This is a genomic window from Exiguobacterium alkaliphilum 12/1 (assembly GCF_000714435.1).
GTDB classification, from domain to species: domain Bacteria; phylum Bacillota; class Bacilli; order Exiguobacteriales; family Exiguobacteriaceae; genus Exiguobacterium; species Exiguobacterium alkaliphilum.
Genome location: NZ_JJMW01000029.1, coordinates 74,817 through 97,362 on the forward strand (window position 1 = coordinate 74,817; position 22,546 = coordinate 97,362).

Consider the following 22,546-nt stretch of genomic DNA (forward strand, 5'->3'; position numbering starts at 1 on the left):
CGAACGCTTATGATGACACTATGTTATACTTAAACGAATAAACGACCACTAGGGGAGCCTTCGGGCTGAGACGGCAAACGCCGGACCCTTTGAACCTGATCTGGCTCATACCAGCGTAGGGAAGTGGCATGGGATTCGTCTGTTCCACGCCACTTTTCCTTTTGGAGAAGTGGCGTTTTCATTTTGAAAGGAGACTCATTTATGCGTATTCAACAACTCACTTGGATGGCCATGCTCGTCGCCATCGCGATTATCGGCTCACTGTTCATCTCGATTCCGACCGGAGTCGCCCGGGCTTTCCCGATCCAACATATGGTGAACGTCATCGCAGCTGTTACCGTCGGCCCGCTCGGTGCCGTCCTCGTCGCCTTTGTGACCGGACTCGTACGGGTCATGACCGGTACCGGCTCCCTACTCGCGTTCCCTGGCGGCATGATTGGTGCACTTCTCGCCGGAATCTTCTATATGAAGACGAACCGCGTCGCCTTCGCCGCAATCGGTGAAGTGATTGGCACAGGGGTCATCGCCTCGCTCATCGCCGTGCCTTACGCGAAAATCTTGATGGGGTCTGAGTTCGGCGCGTTCTTCTTTTTCCCGGCCTTTCTCGCTTCGAGTGTGACCGGCGCCTTACTCGGCTGGATTGTGCTCGCTCGCGTCAAACAGTTGCGTCCTGCTCTCAAACAATAATTGAGTCGTTTGGCCTCTCCTTTCCATTCAAATCAATGGTAAAATAAGGGTGTATCATTCGGAAGGAGTGACTGGATTGACTCGATTACAGTTAGGGGTGATTGGAGCGACTGCTCTTGTGATCACCGCCCTGTTATTTACGTTAGAGCGTATCGCGGCGTATACGCGTTGGCACGCCTTGGTCGCTACAGGCGTTTGGCCTGAGGAACCGACCGTCATGGATCTGTTGGCGCAAAATTGGTTCATCCCGCTCTTCGGCTTCATCGCCATCATCTGTTTCTTCATGGCCGGGAATTCGGTTAAAGCGACCACAACGAAAACAGGGACGACCGCCTCATGACGGTTGTCCCTGTTTGACGTGATACACCCAAATCGCTTCTCCGTTCCATTCGTCGATGCGGCCGCTATCGACGAATCCACCTCGCTGATAAAACCGCTTCGCCGGTTCATTTGCCGCGTGTAAACTGAGGACGATGTCATCCACGTCGAATCGGTCTTGAATGAAGATGAGCGCCAACTGTAGAAAGCGAGCTCCGAGCCCCTTTCCCTGTTCACGCGCATCCATCATAAAACGGTCGAGCCACACGTAGCGGTCGATTTTGTTCTCCGCCCCAATCATCATGAAGCCGACCGGTCGTTCGTCGAGACAAAGCGCATAGCACTGCCACGCGTATTTGACGTCGACTTCCATCTCGCGAAGCGATTCCGCATTCGTTTCGATGAAGCGGGACTGCTCCGCAGCGACGGTCAAGCCGATGACGGCGTCCCGGTTCGTGTTATCAACCGGTTGAATCGTTAACACTTCCGTATCCATCCTTTCGCCTCCCCGGTATCCTATACGCCCTTTGCCCATGAAAAGTTCCGTTTCCAATATGGATTCGCTAAACTAAAAGAAAGGAGTGATACGATGAAACAAATCCACCATCTCTGCATCCAAACGCCCGACTATGAGGCGTCCAAACGATTCTATGAAGCGCTTGGATTCGAACTCGTTCAGGAATCGCCTGACTTTCATACACGGGCGTTCAATAGCTGGCTCAAGCTCGGCGACTTTTATATCGAGCTCCAGACGGCAAAAGTCGACGAGACGTTGACCCCCTATTCTAAACACGTGGCCGGCCCTGTCCATTTCGCTCTGTACGTAGACGACCTCGAAACAGAAGTGCGACGGCTCGAGGCGCTCGATGTACCGTTCTTACCGAAACAGGGCGGCAACATCTACTTCGTCGTCGACGGCTATTTAAGCAAATTAAAAGCCCCGGAAGGCACGATCATCGAACTTCGGGACTCGTTTTTAATCAAGTGAGGCGACGCGCCTCACTTTTTTTGTACACCGTGATGTTTTTGGCCACTTGAAAACAGGAACACTTAACCAACTTGGTTTTCTTGGAGGCAACGCATGAAATATCTCGATTATTGGACTTACTTGATTCTCTCGCTCCTCAAGCTCTATTTATTCAGCGTGCTGACGACGAGTGCATTCACATTCCACTTCTTCCTCGTCAACGTCGGCATGATCCTCATGATGACGAGCTGGGCATTACTCGTTCGACCGAACGTCCGGCGATGGATCCTCCTCGCCTCGCTATTTTTACATAGCACCTTGCTCATCTCGGACGCTTGGTATTACCGCTATTTCGGAAACGTCTTGTCGGTCGCGCTCTTGTCAGATGCCGGCCAGATGGGTGACGTCGGCGGTGGGTTCTTGACGTTGATTCAGGCGACCGATTTCCTCATTTTCGCCGACTTACTCGTTTTCGGGGCACTCGTGATGTATCAAAAGCGTCACCCGATTCGTGAGACGAGAGGGCTGCGGATGGCCGGGATCGGCTTTTTGGCCGGAGTCGTGCTGTATAGCGTCCCACTTTACGTCAATTATCCACCGGACGACCGGACGACCATCTCGAACATGCGTGAGTACTATAAATACGGATTTTGGGGTTATCACGGCTTAGACGCGGCGCGTGGCCTCCGTGACGGGGCCGGACTCGGGAAGTCGTTGACTGACGTCGACCAATCCAACGTCTCCGCCTTGTCTCCCGCGACCGTGAGCGCCTCGTCCGATACGAACGTCATCGTCGTCCAACTCGAGTCGTTTCAAGCGTCCGTGATTGGCCAAGTCATCAACGGTCAAGACGTGACACTAAATTTGAATGCGCTCCGCGACGAGATGCTTTATTTCCCGAACGTCTATCACCAGACACATGAGGGCCGGACGTCGGATGCGGAGTTCACCGTCAACACGTCGCTCTACCCGGTCAAGTCGGGATCCGTTTACACCCAGTACGCCGACCACACGTTCGACGCCTTGCCTGAACGATTGAAAGCAGCCGGTTACGACACGGCGGCGATGCATGCGTTTGATAAGACGTTCTGGAATCGGGATAACTTTTACGACAATATCGGCTTCAATCACTTCTTCTCCGCAGAGGACTACCCAGACGGTGAGGTGATCGGCATGGCGCTCAACGACCAAGACTTCTTGACGGAGTCCGTCCGTTTCATGGAGACGCTCGAGCAGCCATTCTATTCGTTCGTCGTCGCCTTGACGAGCCATACGCCGTATGACATCCCGGACCGTGAGAAACGGCTCGACTTGTCCGGCTATGACGACCCGCTCCTCCAAAACTATTATCACACCGTCCACTATGTCGATACGGCCGTCGGGTTGATGGTCGACGCGTTGAAGGCGAACGGCATGTGGGATGACACGCTCGTCGTGTTTTACGGCGACCATGACAACGGGTTGACCGCTCCCGGCGACGAGATGGCCGAGAAAGAAGGGGCCATGTCCGTCACCGATGTCTTTACGCTCGACCGGGCGGTACCGCTCTATATCAAACCGGCCGGGCTCGCGCGAGGCGAGGTGATGCAAGCGAGCGGCGGTCAACTCGACTTCGCCCCGACCATCCTCGAGTTGCTCGGGATGACGCCCGGCTATATGCTCGGAAGTTCGCTTCTCGATGACGAGCCCAACTTGACCGTGTTCCGAAACGGCTCGTTCCGTTACGACGATGTCTACTTCGACCCGGATTTGACGAAGCCGTTCGGGGCCGGCACGTGTTATGCAATCGATTCAGGAGACCCGCTCCCGTTCGACGCCTGCGCGCCGTATATTGACGAAGCGGCCGACCAGTTACGCCTTTCCGACATCATCGTCGAAAAAGACGCCTTATCCGCCCTTACACAAACCGACAAACAAGCCGCCCCGGACTAATCGGGACGGCTTGTTTTTAGTAGACTTTCCGGAGCGTCGCCACATCGATCTTTTTCATCGGCAAAAACGCCTCGGTCACGCGCGCCAATTGCTCCTTTGTTCCGGTCGTCATCATCTCTTCCATCTCCCACGGCACGATTTGCCAGGAGACGCCATAGCGGTCCTTAAGCCAGCCGCACTGTTCCGCTTCCGGGACGGCCGACAGCTTCTCCCAATAGTCATCAATCTCGGCTTGCGACTCACAAAACGCGATCAGCGACTGCATCTCATTGAACGCGAACTGATGGTCCTCCGCACTGTCCATGGCGACAAACTCGCGGCCGGACAAGACGAAGCGGGCGTAATTGAGCTTCCCTTCCAACTCCGGACCGTCTGTCGCCTCGTAACGGATCAGATGGTCTTCGAGCACGTACGAATCCGGGAAGGTGGAAACCCAGTCATTCAGTGCCGCTTCGGCCTGACCGAACACGTCACCGACGAACAAGAGACACGGCGTCACGGTTTGGATGTCCATCCCGCCGCTATGCATGATCTGCCACGACACACCGTGTTTGTCTTTCAACCAGCCGTAACGCTCGCTGAAGTCATACGTGTCGAGCGGCATGAGTACGTCCGCGCCGTCCACGAGCTTGTGCCAAAGCGTCTCGACTTCTTCTGACGTCGGGAACGTGACCATGTAGGAGATGGACGGGTTGCGCTCTTTCAGCGGGCCGGCGCCGAGCAGTTGGAAAAACTGGCCCGACAGCGACAGCGTGACAATCGTCGTCTTGCCTGACGGCGTATCGGTAAGTGTCGTCGTATAGTCGACGAACGAATCTGGAAATACCGACACGTACCATTCGGCGATGCGCTCGACATCGCCTTCGAACCAAATGCACGGGATGATCGGTTGCGTAATCATCAGAGAAGCTCCTTTCAGATTTCACGAAGTCGATACACGTCACGGACGGCGAGCAGCGTCTCGGCTTGTTTTCGGTACGCCTGATAATGGTCGGAGTTGATATGTGCGTCAAGTGCCGCCTCATCCCGGTACTTCTCGTAAAACACGAACGTGCCGGGCTCATCGATTGACTCATGGAGCACATACGTGAGACATCCTTCTTCTTGTCTCGACGGCGGGATGACCGCATCGAGCGCTTGCTGTAACGCTTCTTCTTTCCCTGGATGTGCCTTTAATATCGCGGTGATTGTGATTTCCATAGCTGTTTCCTCCTCATTATGAAATGCAATCTCATCTTATACCACGTTCCCGAATCGCGCTGAATGTATACGCCAAAGCGGACACCTCACACGTGAGATGTCCGCTCGGTTCACTCGTCTTTCTTTTTAGGTTTGAACGGCCACCACACCCCGTCACCGAACGAGACGGTGATGGCCGGGATGAGTAACGGCAACACGATCAACCCGTATAGTAACAGCCCCGTGATGACGATCGTCGCGATTTGGACGAGACTGAGCACACCTGATGGGATCATCGCCCCGAACGTACCCGCGAGGATGACGGCAGCGGTCATGATGACCGTCCCCATCTTCGTCATCGAGTGGACGAGTGCGTCACGTACCGTCATCCCGTTAATCGACTCTTCGCGGAATCGATCGAGGAGGAAAATCGAGTAGTCGATGCCGAGCGCAATCAACATGACGAACCCGAAGAACGGTACGGCCCAGCTGATCCCGTCGTAACCGAGTCCTTCCACGAAGATGAGCTCCGTGATGGCCGCCGATGTGTAGTACGTCAACAAGAGCGAGCCAATCATATAGAGCGGCATGATCATCGAACGGAATAGAATCGTCATGACGACAAAGAGCGTCACGAGCATGATGGCGACCGTCCGATTGAAGTCGTTCGTAGACGTCGCATTCAAGTCACTATTGATGCTCGAAATGCCGGCATAACCAATCGTAGCCGCTTCAAACGGTGTATTCGTGACGATGCGGTCCATCGTCTCTTTCACCGCCTCGACCGTATCGATCGCTTCTGGTGAGTACGGGTCCATGTCGAGGACGACCTCGAGTTGCGTGGCGGTCCCGCCATCGAACATGTAACGGTCAACGGCTGGCGCGAACGCGTCCGACGTCAATGTCCCTTCCGGTAAAAAGACGCCTGTATCACGTAAACCATCCGCTTCGCTAAGTGCCGATAAGAAGGACACGGCCTCGCCTAAGCCGGCTTCAATCTGTGACAATCCAGCGTTCGCTTCACCGACTCCGGTGGCGAGCTGAGACAGTCCGGCTCCGAGTTCCCCAATTTGCGCGCCTTGTGCCGTTAAAGCCGAAGCGGCTTCATTGATGCCTGCTTCGATTTGACCGAGCCCGACAGACACTTGTCCGATACCGGCTACGGTCGCTGGAATGTTTTGTGTGGCCGTCAAGCCTTGTCCAATCAAACCGAGTTGGGCGTTCAATTGACCAAGTCCTGCCGCTGCTTCCGCGAGTGGCGCCCCCGCGCTCGAGGATCCCGTCGGTAGTTGAGCAACGACGGCGTCAAGCCCTGACTCGACCTGGGCGAGTCCTGCTTGTACGTCCCCGAGTCCGCTTTCGGCTTCAGCAAGCCCACGGCTCACTTCCGCGAGTTGGGTATCGACATAAAAATCGTCAATGACGTCACCGGTCGGTCGCGTGATCGACCGGACACCGCTCACACCGTCCACGTTCTCGAGTTCGTTTGAAAACTTCTCGATGTAGGCGACGTCGTCTTCTGTCAGTGCCGCATCTCGTTTCAAGATGACTTGGACCGGGAGTGACTCGCCTTTTCCGAACCCTTCCGAGATCAAATTGAGCCCTCGGACCGAGTCATAGTCATTTCCGATCTCATCGACCGTATTGAACGACCGGGCGTCATCGTATGTGAACAATACCGGTACGGTGATCGCCGCGACGACGAGAATCGAGACGAACGGGCGATTGACCGATAATCGGCTGAACGCCGCCCAGAGGCGGCTGTCGTGATGTTCGCCCGCTTTCTTTGAAGGCCAAAATAAACGATGCTTGAGCGTCGCCATAAAGAACGGAACGACAGTGAACAAAATCAAGAGCAAGACGGCAATCCCGACGGCGACGGCGACGGCCGATTTAAAGATCGGGAAATCGGCAAAACCGATCGAGGCGAAACCGACGAACACGGCGAGCCCACTGATGAGAACCGTTCGACCGGCCGTCTTATACGTGTTGACGATCGCGTCTTCAATCGCGTGACCGGCCCCAAGCTCTTCTTTATACCGACTGAGGAGCAGGATACAATAGTCTGTCCCGATTCCGAACAGAATCGCCACGAGGAAAATCTGCGTGTAATTCGAGACGGGGAAGCCGAACCAATCGACGAAGAAGGCGACGAACGATTGGCTGAGAAGATACGTGAAGCCGACCGCGATCAACGGGATGAACGGCGTCACAATCGAACGGAAGACGAGTAGGAGCAAGCTGAAAATCAAGACGACAGTGATGATTTCCGTCTTCTTCAACCCTTCCTGCGCACTCAAGTTCACATCGTTATTGATAATCTCTTCCCCAGTGATGTACACCGTTTCGTCTTCAGGTAAGATGTTCGCCCGTACATCGTCCGCGAAGGCGTTGATGGCCTCGCTCGACCCTTCGACCGTGATCGGGACGAGCACGATGCGCTCATCTTCTGAAACGAGCTGTGCTTCGGTCTCTTCATTTTCGAACGGGTCGAGGACGTCCTTGACGACGTCGTCGCGCGTTTCGATGTCACGGATGACCCGGGAAATATCGGTCCGTTCGGCCTCGCCGAGCGAATCGAACTCGTAGACGAGTGAAATCGTCTTGTCGCTCTTCCCAGCTGCATTTAATATATCTTGGGCCCGTTGCGAGTCCATATCTTCTGACAATTGGAAGCTTCCGGCCTGTTCGGCCTGTTTCGTCAAGTTCGGTGCCGCGATGAACAAGCCGGACGTTAAGACGATGAGGCCAATCAAGATTCCCCAGCGCCATTGAATAATGTTACGCAATGCTTATTCCTCCCCAATCCGAAGCAGCTGTTTGATTTTCCGGAACGTCCGGACGAACTGTTCGATTTCTGCCTCGTCGATGTTTCCGTCGAGTAACGATTCGACGTAACGGTACACGGCCGCATCGGCCGCTTCGACGATATGACGACCGGCCTCCGTCAATTCAATCAACCGCTCGCGCTGGTCTTGACCGCGTCGACTGACGACAAGGTCTTTGTCGACGAGTTTTTTTAAGCGGTTCGAAATGGCGCTTTTATGCACCCCTTGCTTCTCTGCTAACTGTCCGGCTTGAATCGGCCCGAACTGTTCGAGCAACTTCAACAACTGCAGCTGTTCGCGTGAGTACTCGCGCCAGACGTCGCCTTCCATCGCATCGATGACGTGTTCGGCACCTTGAAACATGACTTCTTCAAATAATTGTACGGATTCCCGCATCAATTCTTTCATCGTTGGTTTACCCCCTAAACTATATTCATCTAGTTTATGCCCTAAACTAATAGTAGTCAATAAAAACGACCGATGCAGTCGTTGCTCATCGGTCGAGTGTATATACGTATGTATAGAACGTGAGCAGTTGTCCTGACCATTCAATCTGTTTTTCCGCGCCCTCACGGATGAATCCGACACGTCTTAACACGTGCTGAGAGGCCACATTGTCGTTCGTCGTCTCGGCAATGAAGCGCCTGAACCGTGGTAACTTAAACGTCAGCCATTGCCGTAAAGCCTCCGTGGCATACCCGCGTCCGACATGAGCCGCCCCGATTCGATAGTCGACTTCCCCGGTCTCAGCATCAGTGTGATGAACGTTCAGGCGTCCGACGATTGTGTCATCCTCCCAAATCAAGTAATAATAGCCCTCACCGTTCGCCTGTTCGGCCAAAAGGCGCTCGAGTGACTGACGAAACGACTCCGGCTCAGAGTAGGCGTTGCCTCAGCTCGGGACCGAACGCTCAAAATACGCACGGTTTTCACACTCGAACGCGTACAAGCAGGCTTCGTCCTGGCGGCATAACGGCTTTACGCTCAGCCGATCCATGTGACGAGCGCCCCGTTCTCGTCAGCCGCTTGTTTGAAGACACGCTTCAACTCATCGAACTGTTCGAATAAATACTGTTTCTCTTCCAGCCCCCATTCGCTCTCAAACGGATACAGTTGCTGCTCGTTCATCGTCGTGACGTCATAGCGCGCTTCAAGCGCATCGAGTTTGATGTACTGAAGCCGTGCGGACAAGTCCGCCACTTCTTCCGGCGTCAAATAAGCGATTCCCGCCTCTTCGTCCAAGACGTCGCCTCCAAACACCACTTTCCCGAGCGAATGACGGTCAATGTCGTCCAAGTCCGTCTCCCCGGTCAACAAGAAATAAAGCCCGTGCCACGCCTTGTCGATATCGGTCTGCCGGTCTTCGTCTTCCAACAGTTCGTCGAAGCGGTCCGGCTCTTGAAGCAGTTCTGTCAACTCTTCGCTCGATACCCGCATGTATGTACCAACCATCCCCATGTCTGATTCCCCTCTCCAATTCGTATGTCTGACTATTCGGCACGGTCATGAAAAAAACCTTCCGAAGAAGGTTTAGCGCATCGCTTCCGCAACGCGGAGTCCTGAGACGTATGCACTCTCAAATCGCGTTCGACCTGAGGCGTCGTCCGGCTCGAGGAAGACGTCACCGGCCAAGAAAATCGGCTCGTCACGCAATCGATAGTATGGCTCGTTCCAGACGTCGGTCGCCTGCGCATAGCGCCACCGCTTCAACTGGCTCGATTGAATCACGGCCGACCCCGTCACCGTTTGCAACAAGCGCTCAATCTCACAAAGCGTGTCTTCGTCCGGCCGCTCATACCATGCCGCACTCCATGCCTCATCCATATAGACGCTGACGAGTTCCGACTTCGAGATGCCTTTTTGGCGATTGTTGATGACTTTCAATAAACCCGATGCCAAGTCCGTATCGCGAATCCCGTCCGGACCGATGGAGACCTCGCTTCCGAATTCGAACAAGCCGACGAACGTCGGGGCGTAAGTCAATCCACGTAACGCCGCGTCAATCGGAAAATCCGCGAGCACGTCAAACGTCTGCGGGAGCGGCGACGTGATAATTAGACGTTCATATTGCCGCATCGTTACATCTGTCCGTACAATGACTGCCTCGTCCATCATCGCAACTGCTTCGACTCGCTCGTTTAAATGGACGGTCAACCCCTCGGCCAACTGCTTAGCCAACGCGTTCATCCCACCGGCGGCGACGTAGCGTGGATACGGGTCGGCGTACCAGACGTTCACCCAACCTTTCCTCTGCCAGTCGGCGACATCTTGTTTGAGCGCTTCCCCGCGTACGGTGAAATAGACCGCCCCGTGATCGGCTTTCCCGTCCCCGATTCGTCTTGTCGCCAAACGTCCCCCGACGCTCCGGCCCTTCTCAATCAGTTCCACTGTATGACCGTGGCGAGCGAGTTCGCGTGCTGCGACAATCCCACTCAATCCGGCACCGATAATCCCAATCTTCATGTTCATCCCCCTCTTTCACGAAGATTGTATCACGTGAGCGGCAGCTACGTCGGGCTCACGTATGCTTTTCCACTGCGCGTCATACTCGCGGCGCGCGTCTTCATACATGACGGCGAAGCGGCTGACGACGAGCGGGCGGATGAGTGCGGTCGCAACTAACAGGGACAATGCAGCGAACAGCACGGAGTCGAAGCGGAAGAAGAGGGTCAAGCCAATCAAATATACCGGCACAACCGGTAAAATAAGTTTGAACGCGTCCCATTTCAGTCCGCGCATTAAAGCACGCGACTTCGTGATGGCCGCTCGGACAGACAACTCCGGCTCATCGTGCAAGATAAAGTACGTGAACGCATAAGAGAAAAATTTAATGATTCCTGGGACGAGGAAGAGAAGCGTCCACAACAATTGCAACACCGTCAACAGAATCGTGGCCGCTACATGTTTGTCATACCGCTGACGAAGCGGTCGAAACACGTGCTTGAACTGACTTTCCTCTCTTCGCACCGTCCCCAGTAACACCCAGTGGTAACCGATGATGATTGGATACAGCATGAAGGAAACGACCGCGCTGCCGATTAACCACATGCCACTAGCGAACAGTGTGTCTGCCCTCATCCCGTATAAAGTCGGGTCCACTATGGTTCCCGCTTCCACTATGAACGCACAGGCAAATGACCAAGCGAGTAACATTCCCGTCTTTCCTTTCAACGCGGTGTGCGCCCGTTCATTCCATGTCTGGACCATCTTGTTTCCCCATTTCGTTCGTCTTTCCTGTCTTATACGCAACGTGATGAAAAATGTTTCAACCTCCACAAAAAAACAGGGCACTCGCCCTGTCGATCAGTCTTCCCGATATTCCAAAATGTCGCCCGGCTGACAGTCGAGCGCTTGACAGATTGCTTCAAGTGTCGAGAAGCGGATCGCTTTTGCTTTTCCCGTCTTTAAAATCGACAAGTTTGCCATCGTGATGCCCACTCGTTCAGAAAGTTCGGTCACACTCATCTTTCGTTTCGCCAACATCACGTCTAGATTTACGATAATCGCCATCTGCTCACCTCACACCGTCAACTCGTTTTCGTGCTTCATGTCGATGGCCCGCTTCAACAGTTTCTGTAACAGCTCGGCAAAGACGGCAACGACGAACGAGGCAAAGACAAACGCGAGACCGATGAGAATGAAACCGGGTGCGTCATCCTGCTCGGCGAACCAATAGAAGAACGGCAAAATCGCCACGTAGACGACCGTAATCATGACGGCACTATACTTGATATGACGAAGCGCTCGGACCGCCTCGAGTGAAAACGCCTCATTTCGATCGATGTACCCGAGCAGTTTGAACGTCTGATACAAGGCATAGAAAAACGGTACGGACGCCACATACATTCCAATCACAATCGGCTGGATCGAGCTTTGGATCCATCCCCCGCTTTCTGTCGCTTCCCGCCAGATGTGCGGTAATGCCCATGCACAACCACCGAGGATTGGAAGCGTTAAAACGATGACAGCGACCTTCAAAAACCATGTCTCTCGTTTCATCTCGTCGACACCCCCACTTCGTTTGATGTCTTTATCATACTGTCCTTTTTATTGATTATCAATAAAAATATATTGTATCTCATAAAGAATGACCTTCACATTGAAGGTCATTCTTTCGGTTCTAACTCATCTTCCGTCACCCATTTATGGTTCGTCACTTCTTCCCCGTCCTGGAGCATGAAGTTAACCATATAGACGGTCGTCTCTTCACTCGAGTCGATGGTCGCGTTCGCTCCGTCCATGCCTTCCATGTGGTCGGCTCGAAGCGTCACTTCGGTCCCATCGGCGAGCGGCGCGTCCTCGGTCGTGTCGAGTTCTTCATGTATCACCCATTTGTGATTCTCGACCGGTTCGCCGCCATCGGTCGGGGTGTACGTCACCGCATACGCTGTCGTGTCATAGGCGCCAACGATTTTTGCCTCGGCACCTTCCATCTCGAGCATATGGTCTGCAGTCATGACGACTGTCGAGTCGACCGGGTATGTCGGATTCGATGCTTCCTGTAGGCCGTCCGGCACTTCATCGGAACCCGAGTGGTCCATCGTGCCATGCGCCTCTTCTTGTTCTGCGTTGTGCTCCTCGGTCACATCGATTGCTTGATCTTCTTCTGTCGTATCACCCGTGTCACCGCATGCGGCAAGTGACGTCGCAAGTAGCATGGCACCAAGTGTCGTTGCCCATTTTTTTTGTTTCATCAAATCGCTCCCTTCTATCTGTCACTTCCCTTCATCAATATTTGATATGCGGGTCTGACTCGATTTGTTAGCAAATTGAAAAGACCGTCCGAAGACGATCTTTAATGGACGCGTTTCACATCTTCGAACAACCCAAGCGCTAACCCCGCCACCATACCGATCGTTGTCACAATCAGCACGTAGTTCAAGTCGACGCCTTGCCAGAATTGTCCTTGCATGATGTTCGTCACTTCAATCAGAACGGTCAAAGCAAGTGCCGTCAATAGACTGATCCCGAAGAAGAATCCGAACGTTTTTTTACCAAAAACAATCACCCCTAACACCGTACCAAACACTGTCGTCACAGTGACTAAAAACATAGCATTGGCAAATGACTCCCCGACAGACGGCACAAGCGAGGCGGTCATTTCACCGACGGCAAATCCGAGCAAAATCGCACCGACCATACCAATCGTACTTAACCCGACGTTTCGAATGAGATGTTCACGGTAGCCAAGCAGGACGAACAGAAGCCCGCTACCGACAACACCCGTGAGGAAGGTGACGAGGACGCCCGCTTCAATGAAGAGACTGAACAGAAAACTGCTGAGCAGAAATGAGACAAATCCAATCAACAAACCAATCACCCAATGCATATGATGATTTCCATGGACGATATTCATGATCCCCATCTCCCTTATAGGCTTATACTTTTTTATTACCGTTTCCATCGAATCGAAACGAGATTTCCCCCTGTTGTTCCACGATTATACAGAACCGTTCACAAAAAAGACCAAGGTGTCTCCACCTTGGTCTTGTCACTTATTCAACTGTTACCGATTTCGCCAAGTTACGTGGCTTGTCGACGTCACAGTCACGCGCGAGTGCCGCGTAATATGAGATGAGTTGAAGCGGTAATACCGTCACGAGTGGTGTGAGGAGTGGCTCGACACGTGGCAAGACGAATGAATCGCTCTCGTGTTCCATCCCTTCCATCGAGATCGTGCAGGCAACGGCGCCACGCGCGACGACTTCCTTGATGTTTCCGCGGATGTTGAGGTGCGTGTTCGGTTGCGAGACGAGTGTGATGACCGGTGTGCCGTCTTCAATCAACGCGATCGGTCCGTGCTTGAGCTCTCCACCTGGGTAACCTTCCGCTTGGATATACGAGATCTCTTTGAGCTTGAGGGCCCCTTCGAGACCGACGTATGAATCCATGCCGCGACCGAGGAAGAACGCGTTGCGTGATTCTTTCAAGAACTTGTCAGCCAACTGCTCGAAGATTTCTTTTTGTGCCATGACTGAGTCCATGATCGTCGCGATGCGCGCGAGCTCTGTCATGAGATCAAACGGTACTTTCTTCCCGTTCGCACGGGCGATGTCGTAGGCGAGGATGGCGAGCACGGCGATTTGGGCCGTGTACGCTTTCGTCGACGCGACCGCGATCTCCGGGCCGGCGTGGAGGAGCATCGTCTCGTTCGCCTCACGCGAGAGCGTCGAACCGGCAACGTTCGTGAGTGTGAGCGCTTTGTACCCACGCTTCTTCACTTCGACGAGGACGGCGCGGCTGTCCGCTGTCTCACCTGATTGTGAGATGAAGAGGAACAACGGCTTCTCCGTGAGGAGTGGCATGTTGTAGCCGAACTCTGACGCGACGTGTACTTCAGTCGGTACACCCGCGACGCGCTCGATCAACTGTTTGCCGACGAGACCCGCGTGGTAACTCGTACCGCAAGCGATGATATAGATGCGGTCCGCCTCCGAGACGAGCGAGCGCACGCCTTCCGTGAGCTCGATGTCACCGGCGTCGTTCTGGTAGTGCTGGATGATGTTGCGGATGACGGCCGGTTGCTCGTCCATCTCCTTCAACATGTAGTGCGCGTACGTGCCCTTCTCGATGTCCGAGGCATCGATCTCGGCCGTGTACGGCGCGCGTTCCAACACCTCGCCGTCGAGCGTCTTGATCGTCGCCGACTCGCGGGTCAAGATGACGATCTCGCCGTCGTGGAGCTCGAGGTACTGGTCCGTCACCTGGAGCATCGCCATCGCGTCAGACGCCACGACGTTGAACGTGCCGTCGCCGAGACCGACGAGGAGCGGTGACTTGTTCTTGCCGATATAGAGGCGCTCTTGGTCCTCCGAGTCGATCATCGCGATCGCGTACGAGCCGTGGAGCTCAGCGAGCGTCTTGCGGAACGCCGCCTCGACGTCGCCGAGCGCGACGAAGTTCTTCTCCATGAGCTGGACGATGACTTCCGTGTCCGTCTCCGACTTGAACGGGACGTCGAGCGTCGCCTTGAGCTGCTCGTCGTTCTCGATGACACCGTTGTGGACGAGCGTGAAGCGCGCCGTCGTGCTCTGGTGCGGGTGGGCGTTCGGGACGCTCGGCACCCCGTGCGTCGCCCAACGTGTGTGGCCGATCCCAATCGTGCCGTCTACTTCTGCTGGGACGATTTCGCGTAGCGCGGCGATGCGTCCGACTTCCTTGTGAACGTTGACACCGTCTTGCATCAACGCAAGGCCAGCCGAGTCATAGCCACGGTACTCGAGTTTCTCAAGACCTTTGAGAAGGATTTCCTTCGCTCCGGTATTCCCAATCATTCCTACAATTCCACACATAAACAATTCTCCTCTATATTCGATTTCTCGAAAAAGGAAACGGGCTTTTTCTAAGAGCTGTCATCGTCTTTCACTTTGTCCGTCCGGTCACCCGGGCGTTTTACTGAAAGACTCTTAGTCGTGACAGGCGACTAGAAGGCATCCGCCGAAAATCTCGATCACCTTCGTCCTCGTCAACTCCGTAGAGTTCTGGCGCTTTCTCGTACTCTGTGCCCCTCCGTTTCTAAGGTCACGCTCTTAATAGTACAAATCACACCCCCATTCGTCAAGAAAATCACTAGATTTCACAGTGACAAAACGGAAACAAAAAGGGAATCCACAGTTGGATTCCCTTGTGTTATTCCCTGTTTGGATAAAATTATCCTTCCACACCGTAATCTTCACGTACGACTTGGGCGATTTTTTCGACGTAACGGTCACATTCTTCCGCTGTCGGCGCTTCCGCCATGACACGGACGAGCGGTTCCGTGCCCGACGCGCGGACGAGGATGCGCCCGTTCCCGTTCATTTCCGCCTCTGCCTCTTGAATCGTCGCGAGGACGCGTTCACCGTTCATCGCCTCGTTCTTATCCGTTACACGGATGTTGACGAGTTTTTGCGGGTACACTGGCATCTCCGCTGCGAGTTCAGACAGCTTGCGCCCTGTCGATTTGACGATTTGGGCGAGCTGAACGCCAGAGAGCATCCCGTCTCCTGTCGTCGAGTGATCGAGGAAGATCAAGTGACCCGACTGCTCGCCACCGAGTGTGTAATTGTGTTTCTTCATCTCTTCGACGACATAACGGTCACCGACTGCCGTTTGAAGCGCCGTCATGCCCGCTTCTTCAACCGCCTTGTGGAAGCCGAGGTTACTCATGACCGTTGCGACAATCGTATTGTCTTTCAAGCGGCCTTGCTCGCTCAAATACTTCCCACAGATGTACATGATCATGTCGCCATCGACCACGTCACCGTTCTCGTCGATGGCAATCAAACGGTCGCCGTCGCCGTCAAACGCAAGACCCATATCCGCACCCTTTTCACGCACGAATTCAGCCAAATGCTCTGGGTGGGTCGAACCGACGCCTTCATTGATGTTCAAACCGTTCGGCGAGTTCCCGATTGTCGAGACGTTCGCTTCGAGGTCTGCGAACAGACGCGCCGCAAGTCCGCTCGTCGCGCCATGGGCGCAGTCGAGGGCGATATGAAGACCGTCTAAGTCCTCATCGACCGTCTGTTTTAACAGCTGAAGGTACTTCTGGGCGCCTTCATAGTAATCCGAGACGAAGCCGAGGTCTTTTCCGACCGGACGTGGCAACGTGTCTTCTGACGCGTCTAAAATGTCTTCGATTTCTGCTTCCGTGGCATCGTCGAGTTTGAATCCGTCGCTACCGAAGAATTTGATGCCATTATCGGCGACTGGGTTGTGCGACGCAGAGATCATGACACCTGCCGTCGCATCGAGTGACTTTGTCAAATACGCGACACCTGGTGTCGAGATGACGCCGAGACGCATCACTTCTGCCCCGATTGAGAGAAGACCCGCGATGAGTGCACCTTCAAGCATGTGACCTGAAATACGTGTATCGCGGCCGATCAAGACTTTCGGCTGTTCACCGGCCGGCAAGTGTTTCGATAACACATAACCACCGGCGCGTCCTAGACGATATGCCAATTCTGCTGTTAACTCTGAGTTCGCGACACCGCGAACCCCATCTGTTCCAAAATATTTACCCATATGATCATTTCCTCACTTTTGTATGATTGAACGCCTTATTGAAGCGAAGACGTCTCTGTTTCGTCATCGACGCTCGTCAATTCGACGTCAATTGTTTTTGGCGAGACGACCGTCACGCCTTTTGGTACTTCATAATCGACATCCACGCCATGTAACCCGCTCGGCAGACCGGTCAAGTCGAGCGTAACGCCTACACTATTCGACGTGACGCTCTCGAGGAGCGCTCGTTTCCCCGACAGCGTCACACTGACGACGTCAGGCGACCGGAGCGTATAGTTCGTCCGATCAAAGCCACGAACGCTTACCGGCACCGTCAGACGGACCCGCTCGGTCAATTCGCCTGAATCGTCACGCGTATCATCAATCCCGCGAACGAGCAATTGCACCTCGACTTCTTTCTTGCCGAGTGCCGTTGCACCATCCGGCAACTGGAGCGTCGCTGTGACTTTATTATTTCCGTCTAAGCCGTCTAAATCGATTGGGATTGTCTCGATTACATCGAGGTTGGCGAGCACGTCAGTCGGTGCGAACACCCGCACTTCCGTGTCGGCGAGAAGTGTATCGACGAGACGATATTCATCCGCGACGTCACCGGTCGTTACGACCTCAATCGGGACGACCGCACTCTGTTCATATACCGGGACCGTCACACGAATGATGTTTGGTTCTACCGTGACGTTGAGCGGGTTCCCGTTCGCATCTAAAATGGTCGGCGGTAACTCTCGGGTGAACGTCTGATTCTGGTTGGCGACATCGATGTTCAAGGTGATTTCTTTCACGTTTTGAATCCGACTCGCCCCACCCGACACCTTCACGGTCGTCGGTTCGATTTCAGCGTCCCCGACGACGTACCCTTCTGGCAACTGGTCTTTATTTAACATGTTAACGGAGACCGGTACTTCCACCGTCTGTTTACGATCGATGTAAATCTCGACCGTGTCCCGTTCGAGTTTGACGTTCACATCCCCCCCGAAACCACGGGCCTCGACCGGGACGCGATGAAATCCGGTACCGAGATTCGTCAAGTCGACGAATACTTGATAATCTTTCACCAATCGAGTCATCGTCAAACTGCTTGATGGTCCTTGGAGCTCGACGTTTAGCTCTTCCGGCACGTTATAGGCGACGTACTGGACCTCATCGAAAAAGACTTCCACCGGCACATCGAGCGCCATCGAGCTTTGACCGACAATCGGCAAGGCACTCGATGAGCTCGTCGACGAACTCGTCTCGGCGACCATAAAGTATAAAAGGATAGCTAAAGCAAGTGCGATGATGCGGAGAAACCATTTGTGTTGTAACCACTGATCAATCACTTACTTGTCCCCTCCTTTTTTGCCGAAGAACGAGAGCGTCGTCTCTTTCTCTTCGATGACGAGTTCTTGAATCAACTTGTTGCGAAGCGCCTCCTCGTCTAACTCACGATACAGACGCCCGGCAATCGCGAGCGATACAGCTCCCGTCTCCTCGGACACGGTGAGCGTCACGCTATCTGTCACTTCACTGACGCCAATCGCTGCACGGTGCCGTGTCCCGAGTGCCTTGTCGATGTGAGGACTCTCCGATAGCGGCAAATAACAAGCGGCAGCGGCGATTTTCCCATCTTGAATAATCATCGCCCCGTCATGGAGTGGCGTGTTCGGGATGAACAAGTTGATAATCAATTGCGACGTGATGTGCGAATCCATGCGAATCCCTGTCTCGACGTACTCGTTCAAGCCGGTGTCCCGCTCGATTGCAATCAATGCACCGATTCGGCGTTTCGACATATATTGCGCCGAACTGACAATCGCCTCAATCATTTGACGCTGTTTGTCCTCATCGCTCGTACTCGTCCGACCGAACAGGTTGCTCGTCCGGCCTAAGTGTTCTAGCCCACGTCGTAACTCTGGTTGGAAGATGATGATGATTCCGAGCAGACCATACGTGATGACTTGATTCAGCAAGAATTGCAACGTCTTTAATCCAAAGAATCCACTGAGGAACCAACTGACGAGGATAATCGAAATCCCTTTAATCAGTTGAACCGCTTTTGTGCCACGGACGATCATCATCAGCTTGTAGATGACGTACGTGACGACGACGATATCTAAAACGTCATTCAAATAATCGTACCAATGTACGTTCTCCGAAAGACTAAAAAATGATAAGAATGAAACCTGTTCCAGTAGCGGCAAATGCTCCCCTCCTCAACTACCTAGCCAATTGTGCAAGTTTCATTATATCACATTTCCAAAACGAAGCATCGCTTGGCGATAAAACGAAACCAGATTGAAACGAACAAAAAAGACGCCCGATGGACGTCTTCAAAATAACTGTTTGATGGAATACCAGAGCCATTCGAAAATCTGGTCAATTTGCTCGAGTTCACCAGTCACTTCACCGGCACTCGCCAAATACGCACGACCGTGGACGGCCGTCGCATTGCCTTCGACTTTGCCTTCGATGCGGAGATCGCCTCCTTGAACGGTGATGTCGCGTTCAATTGTAACACCTTCCGGTACGACGACTTCGTTGGCCGTGACCACGATGCCTGGAACTTTTGTATACGTCATCGTCTCCGCCGAGCCGTTCCATAACCCGAGCGTCGCACTCGACATCAAACTGAAGAAGAGTACAGCGGCGATGAGCCCGGGATGCTTGCGGAACCACGTCATCTGTCTCGAGTGCGTCCGTCGCACCTTCTTTGTTTGGATTGGTTCCGGAACAGCCGTCACGACGTGCGTCGGACGCGCTGTCGCGTCAGGTAAAGCTGCCATGACCCGTGCCGTGAAATCATCAGACAGTTTCGGGCGTGGCAAAGCTTTCAGTTCGGCATCGATTCGTTCGTATTGAAGGTAAGCCTCATATAAGGCGTCGTCCTCGAGTAATTGACGGAATTCGTCTGATTCTTCGGGCAGGATGCCATCTTCCAAATATTGTTGCAGTTTCTCTTCAGGAGTCAATTGAACCCCTCCCTGTTTTGAAAGATTGTTTTCAACATTTCTCTTCCCCGGAAAATCCTTGTTTTAACCGTTGCGACCGGCAGATCGATCATCACGCTAATCTCTTTTAAAGACAAATCATCCACGTACTTTAGAAGGAGCGGGATGCGATACTTGTCAGGGAGTTGCTTGATCGCGTCATGCATCTCGCCTCGAATCTCGCGATGAACGACTTGCGCATCGGGTTGGGGCGCTTCATCAGCTAAGTGGTCTTGATACGTAAGACCCTCGGTACCCGCGATTTCCGCATCCATTGAATACTCCGGCTTACGCTTGCGGAGTCGATCGATGGAAACGTTCGTCGCGATTCGGTACAACCATGTTTTGAACTTATATTGTGGGTCGTACGTCTCAATCCGTGTGTAGGCTCGAATGAACGTCTCTTGGGCAGCGTCCTCGGCTTCGCCACGGTCATATAATATCTTATAGGCGACAGCAAAGACACCATCCTTGTACAGTTCTACCAATTCAGCAAACGAATCGTGATTCCCCGACCTCAATTCGTCGACCAAACGGGTGGTCAGCCGTTCCATCAATCCACTCTCCCTCTCCGCAGCGATGCGGTCATCCCTCTATACGTTCCGTCCCTCGAATAAGTTTCAACTCCATCAAAAAAAGTTTCCAAACCCATTGTAACAAAAGGATTTGGAAACTGTAAGGGATGGAAACTAATTCAACTTTCCAATAACAGGTTTTCTTTGGATTTCACAATCGTCTCGCAGAGCGCGAACGCCAACTGGGCCGTCTTGTCTTCGACATCAAGGGATGGGTTCAGTTCAACGAGTTCGATGGCAATCAACTCGTCTGCGGTCATCGCTTCAGCGACAATCGCTTTCCCTTCTGCAGCGGTCAATCCCCCATCGACCGGCGTCCCTGTCCCTGCGACGAGGCTCGCATCAAAGCTATCCATGTCAAAACTGACATAAAAACGACCGACGCGTTCACGTAAATAGGCAATCGCCTCTTGCATAATCACGTCCGCACCGCGCGTTCGAACTTCTTCGACCGTGATGACTTTAATCCCGAGTCGATTGATTTCACGAATCTCCCCTTCATCGATATCGCGAAGTCCAATATAGACCAGGTGCTCCGGCAGAAGCTTACGCTCTCTTCCTCCGACCTCCGTCAAACGGACATCCCCCATCCCCATGGCGGCTGCAAGCGGCATGCCGTGAATGTTCCCCGAAGGTGACGTCTCACCTGTATTCAAATCCGCATGGGCATCCACCCAAATGACGCCATATGGACCAGTTTTAGCAAGACCTGCGAGCGTTCCGATGGCCATGCTATGGTCGCCTCCGACAATCAATGGGAAACGATTCGCCTGAACTTCCTCATGGACGGCTTCCGCGAGCTCATTGACCGTGTATAACACGCCATCTACTCGTTTCAAGTGCTCTTCATTCTCACGGATTTCGGATTCAGGCAACACGCGGATTGTTCGCTTTGCCGTTCCCTCAGGCAATAACGCCTCTAATCCGAGTTCCCGTAGTTTACTCGGACCCTGATCGACTCCGTCTTTCCCCTGTCCATAACGGAGTGGTACTTCAATATATGACCATTGCATAGCCATTCCCCCTTGACCGATTAATACCTTTATTGTAAACGCTATCAATCAAGTGGTTCAACTTCGCACGGTCGTGTATAAACATACAAAAAGGCAGCCTGAATGGTGGCAGGCTGCCTTTCTCTGTACTCTCAAGTGAATGGTTCATGGTTTTAGGCAAAAAAAACTTAAGTCATCAATAACTTAAGAAACAAACAAATGGTGGAGCCTAGCGGGATCGAACCGCTGACCTCCTGCGTGCAAGGCAGGCGCTCTCCCAGCTGAGCTAAGGCCCCGGGAATGATATGGAGCGGAAGACGGGATTCGAACCCGCGACCCCGACCTTGGCAAGGTCGTATTCTACCACTGAACTACTTCCGCAAAAAATGAGCCATGCAGGGCTCGAACCTGCGACCCTCTGATTAAAAGTCAGATGCTCTACCAACTGAGCTAATGGCTCAAACCTGGTGGGGGGGGGCGGATTCGAACCGCCGAACCCGAGGGAGCGGATTTACAGTCCGCCGCGTTTAGCCACTTCGCTACCCCCCCAAGGAGTGCCGGCGAAAGGATTCGAACCCTCGACCCTCTGATTACAAGTCAGATGCTCTACCAACTGAGCTACACCGGCATATATGGTTTGATTGATTATAAAAGATGGTGGAGGATGACGGGATCGAACCGCCGACCCCCTGCTTGTAAGGCAGGTGCTCTCCCAGCTGAGCTAATCCTCCATAATGGTGACCCGTACGGGATTCGAACCCGTGTTACCGCCGTGAAAGGGCGGTGTCTTAACCGCTTGACCAACGGGCCTAAATTGGCTCCGCAAGTAGGATTTGAACCTACGACCTACCGGTTAACAGCCGGTTGCTCTACCACTGAGCTATTGCGGAACGATCTTGCCTGGCAACGTCCTATCCTCACAGGGGGAGACCCCCAACTACTTTCGGCGCTGAAGCGCTTAACTTCCGTGTTCGGCATGGGAACGGGTGTGGCCGCTTCGCTATCGCCACCAGACAAAGAAAATATTAACATCGTCCATCGGACGTGTCAATCACCTTCAGGGTTTGTTCCCTGAAAACTGAAGTTCATCAATTGT

The 22,546-nt window shown here is 53.5% G+C and carries 23 protein-coding genes, 8 tRNA genes, 1 rRNA gene, 1 pseudogene and 1 riboswitch; of the genes and pseudogenes, 4 read left to right on the forward strand and 29 right to left on the reverse strand.

Annotation, left to right across the window (positions count from 1 at the left end):
* Positions 1-40: 40 nt before the first annotated feature.
* Positions 41-139, forward strand: a riboswitch (TPP riboswitch).
* A gap of 62 nt (positions 140-201) precedes the next feature.
* Positions 202-687: an energy coupling factor transporter S component ThiW gene (gene thiW / locus RT52_RS07065; RefSeq protein ID WP_034808099.1), complete on the forward strand. Its 486-nt coding sequence runs from the start codon at positions 202-204 to the stop codon at positions 685-687.
* A gap of 76 nt (positions 688-763) precedes the next feature.
* Complete coding sequence (locus RT52_RS07070) at positions 764-1,027, forward strand: hypothetical protein (RefSeq protein WP_034816252.1); 264 nt, start codon at positions 764-766, stop codon at positions 1,025-1,027.
* Here RT52_RS07070 and RT52_RS07075 read toward each other — a convergent pair.
* Positions 1,022-1,501: a GNAT family N-acetyltransferase gene (locus RT52_RS07075; protein ID WP_034816254.1), complete on the reverse strand. Its 480-nt coding sequence runs from the start codon at positions 1,499-1,501 to the stop codon at positions 1,022-1,024. The genes RT52_RS07070 and RT52_RS07075 overlap by 6 nt on opposite strands.
* A 93-nt stretch (positions 1,502-1,594) precedes the next feature.
* On the opposite strand from RT52_RS07075, the gene RT52_RS07080 reads away from it, so the two are divergent.
* The gene (locus RT52_RS07080) at positions 1,595-1,993 is read left to right on the forward strand and encodes a VOC family protein (protein ID WP_034816256.1); all 399 of its coding nucleotides are present in this window, start codon (positions 1,595-1,597) and stop codon (positions 1,991-1,993) included.
* A 93-nt stretch (positions 1,994-2,086) separates the two neighbouring features.
* A complete protein-coding gene (locus RT52_RS07085; RefSeq protein WP_034816259.1) occupies positions 2,087-3,904 on the forward strand; it encodes an LTA synthase family protein in 1,818 nt (605 codons plus the stop codon).
* A gap of 16 nt (positions 3,905-3,920) precedes the next feature.
* Here RT52_RS07085 and RT52_RS07090 read toward each other — a convergent pair whose 3' ends face one another.
* From RT52_RS07090 to rrf, 28 genes and pseudogenes are all read right to left on the reverse strand, one after another.
* A complete protein-coding gene (locus RT52_RS07090) occupies positions 3,921-4,805 on the reverse strand; it encodes a VOC family protein (RefSeq protein WP_034816262.1) in 885 nt (294 codons plus the stop codon).
* A gap of 14 nt (positions 4,806-4,819) precedes the next feature.
* Entirely contained in the window at positions 4,820-5,104 is a 285-nt protein-coding gene (locus RT52_RS07095) for a putative quinol monooxygenase (RefSeq protein ID WP_024372439.1), read from the reverse strand.
* A 110-nt stretch (positions 5,105-5,214) separates the two neighbouring features.
* Entirely contained in the window at positions 5,215-7,872 is a 2,658-nt protein-coding gene (locus RT52_RS07100; protein WP_034816265.1) for an MMPL family transporter, read from the reverse strand.
* 3 nt (positions 7,873-7,875) lie between these two features.
* Positions 7,876-8,319, reverse strand: a complete 444-nt coding sequence (locus RT52_RS07105) for a MarR family winged helix-turn-helix transcriptional regulator (protein WP_034816268.1) — start codon at positions 8,317-8,319, stop codon at positions 7,876-7,878.
* Positions 8,320-8,404: 85 nt separating this feature from the next.
* Positions 8,405-8,776: pseudogene (locus tag RT52_RS07110) on the reverse strand (GNAT family N-acetyltransferase); the annotation flags it as partial.
* A 119-nt stretch (positions 8,777-8,895) separates the two neighbouring features.
* The gene (locus tag RT52_RS07115) at positions 8,896-9,369 is read right to left on the reverse strand and encodes a YfbM family protein (RefSeq protein ID WP_034816272.1); all 474 of its coding nucleotides are present in this window, start codon (positions 9,367-9,369) and stop codon (positions 8,896-8,898) included.
* 72 nt (positions 9,370-9,441) lie between these two features.
* Positions 9,442-10,374: an NAD(P)/FAD-dependent oxidoreductase gene (locus RT52_RS07120; protein ID WP_245175485.1), complete on the reverse strand. Its 933-nt coding sequence runs from the start codon at positions 10,372-10,374 to the stop codon at positions 9,442-9,444.
* Between the two features lie 15 nt (positions 10,375-10,389).
* The gene (locus tag RT52_RS07125; protein WP_051690302.1) at positions 10,390-11,118 is read right to left on the reverse strand and encodes a DUF975 family protein; all 729 of its coding nucleotides are present in this window, start codon (positions 11,116-11,118) and stop codon (positions 10,390-10,392) included.
* 96 nt (positions 11,119-11,214) lie between these two features.
* A complete protein-coding gene (locus RT52_RS07130) occupies positions 11,215-11,421 on the reverse strand; it encodes a helix-turn-helix domain-containing protein (RefSeq protein ID WP_034816278.1) in 207 nt (68 codons plus the stop codon).
* A 9-nt stretch (positions 11,422-11,430) separates the two neighbouring features.
* Positions 11,431-11,910: a DUF2975 domain-containing protein gene (locus RT52_RS07135; protein ID WP_034816281.1), complete on the reverse strand. Its 480-nt coding sequence runs from the start codon at positions 11,908-11,910 to the stop codon at positions 11,431-11,433.
* A 107-nt stretch (positions 11,911-12,017) separates the two neighbouring features.
* Positions 12,018-12,605 (reverse strand): YdhK family protein, encoded by a 588-nt coding sequence (locus RT52_RS07140; protein WP_034816284.1) that lies wholly within the window; start codon positions 12,603-12,605, stop codon positions 12,018-12,020.
* 101 nt (positions 12,606-12,706) lie between these two features.
* A complete protein-coding gene (locus RT52_RS07145; protein ID WP_034816287.1) occupies positions 12,707-13,267 on the reverse strand; it encodes a hypothetical protein in 561 nt (186 codons plus the stop codon).
* Between the two features lie 139 nt (positions 13,268-13,406).
* A complete protein-coding gene (gene glmS, locus RT52_RS07150) occupies positions 13,407-15,203 on the reverse strand; it encodes a glutamine--fructose-6-phosphate transaminase (isomerizing) (protein WP_034816290.1) in 1,797 nt (598 codons plus the stop codon).
* A gap of 358 nt (positions 15,204-15,561) precedes the next feature.
* Positions 15,562-16,920: a phosphoglucosamine mutase gene (gene glmM / locus RT52_RS07155; protein ID WP_034804085.1), complete on the reverse strand. Its 1,359-nt coding sequence runs from the start codon at positions 16,918-16,920 to the stop codon at positions 15,562-15,564.
* Positions 16,921-16,955: 35 nt separating this feature from the next.
* The gene (locus RT52_RS07160) at positions 16,956-18,236 is read right to left on the reverse strand and encodes a CdaR family protein (protein ID WP_034816293.1); all 1,281 of its coding nucleotides are present in this window, start codon (positions 18,234-18,236) and stop codon (positions 16,956-16,958) included.
* Positions 18,237-19,097: a diadenylate cyclase CdaA gene (gene cdaA / locus RT52_RS07165; protein WP_034804079.1), complete on the reverse strand. Its 861-nt coding sequence runs from the start codon at positions 19,095-19,097 to the stop codon at positions 18,237-18,239.
* 129 nt (positions 19,098-19,226) lie between these two features.
* On the reverse strand, positions 19,227-19,865 hold the full coding sequence (locus RT52_RS07170; protein WP_034804077.1) for an anti-sigma factor: 639 nt from the start codon (positions 19,863-19,865) through the stop codon (positions 19,227-19,229).
* Positions 19,862-20,437 (reverse strand): RNA polymerase sigma factor SigW, encoded by a 576-nt coding sequence (gene sigW / locus RT52_RS07175; RefSeq protein WP_034804074.1) that lies wholly within the window; start codon positions 20,435-20,437, stop codon positions 19,862-19,864. Before sigW ends, RT52_RS07170 begins: the two co-directional genes overlap by 4 nt.
* 140 nt (positions 20,438-20,577) lie before the next feature.
* The gene (gene rocF, locus RT52_RS07180) at positions 20,578-21,471 is read right to left on the reverse strand and encodes an arginase (protein WP_034816297.1); all 894 of its coding nucleotides are present in this window, start codon (positions 21,469-21,471) and stop codon (positions 20,578-20,580) included.
* Between the two features lie 199 nt (positions 21,472-21,670).
* Positions 21,671-21,746 (reverse strand) — tRNA-Ala (locus RT52_RS07185).
* A gap of 10 nt (positions 21,747-21,756) precedes the next feature.
* Positions 21,757-21,831: transfer RNA gene (locus RT52_RS07190), tRNA-Gly, on the reverse strand.
* Between the two features lie 6 nt (positions 21,832-21,837).
* A tRNA-Lys gene (locus RT52_RS07195) sits at positions 21,838-21,910 on the reverse strand.
* A 5-nt stretch (positions 21,911-21,915) separates the two neighbouring features.
* Positions 21,916-21,999: transfer RNA gene (locus tag RT52_RS07200), tRNA-Tyr, on the reverse strand.
* 6 nt (positions 22,000-22,005) lie between these two features.
* Positions 22,006-22,078, reverse strand: a tRNA-Thr gene (locus RT52_RS07205).
* 27 nt (positions 22,079-22,105) lie between these two features.
* Positions 22,106-22,181 (reverse strand) — tRNA-Val (locus RT52_RS07210).
* 4 nt (positions 22,182-22,185) lie between these two features.
* Positions 22,186-22,260 (reverse strand) — tRNA-Glu (locus RT52_RS07215).
* Between the two features lie 5 nt (positions 22,261-22,265).
* Positions 22,266-22,340, reverse strand: a tRNA-Asn gene (locus tag RT52_RS07220).
* Between the two features lie 8 nt (positions 22,341-22,348).
* Positions 22,349-22,464, reverse strand: a 5S ribosomal RNA gene (rrf, locus tag RT52_RS07225).
* Positions 22,465-22,546: the final 82 nt, after the last annotated feature.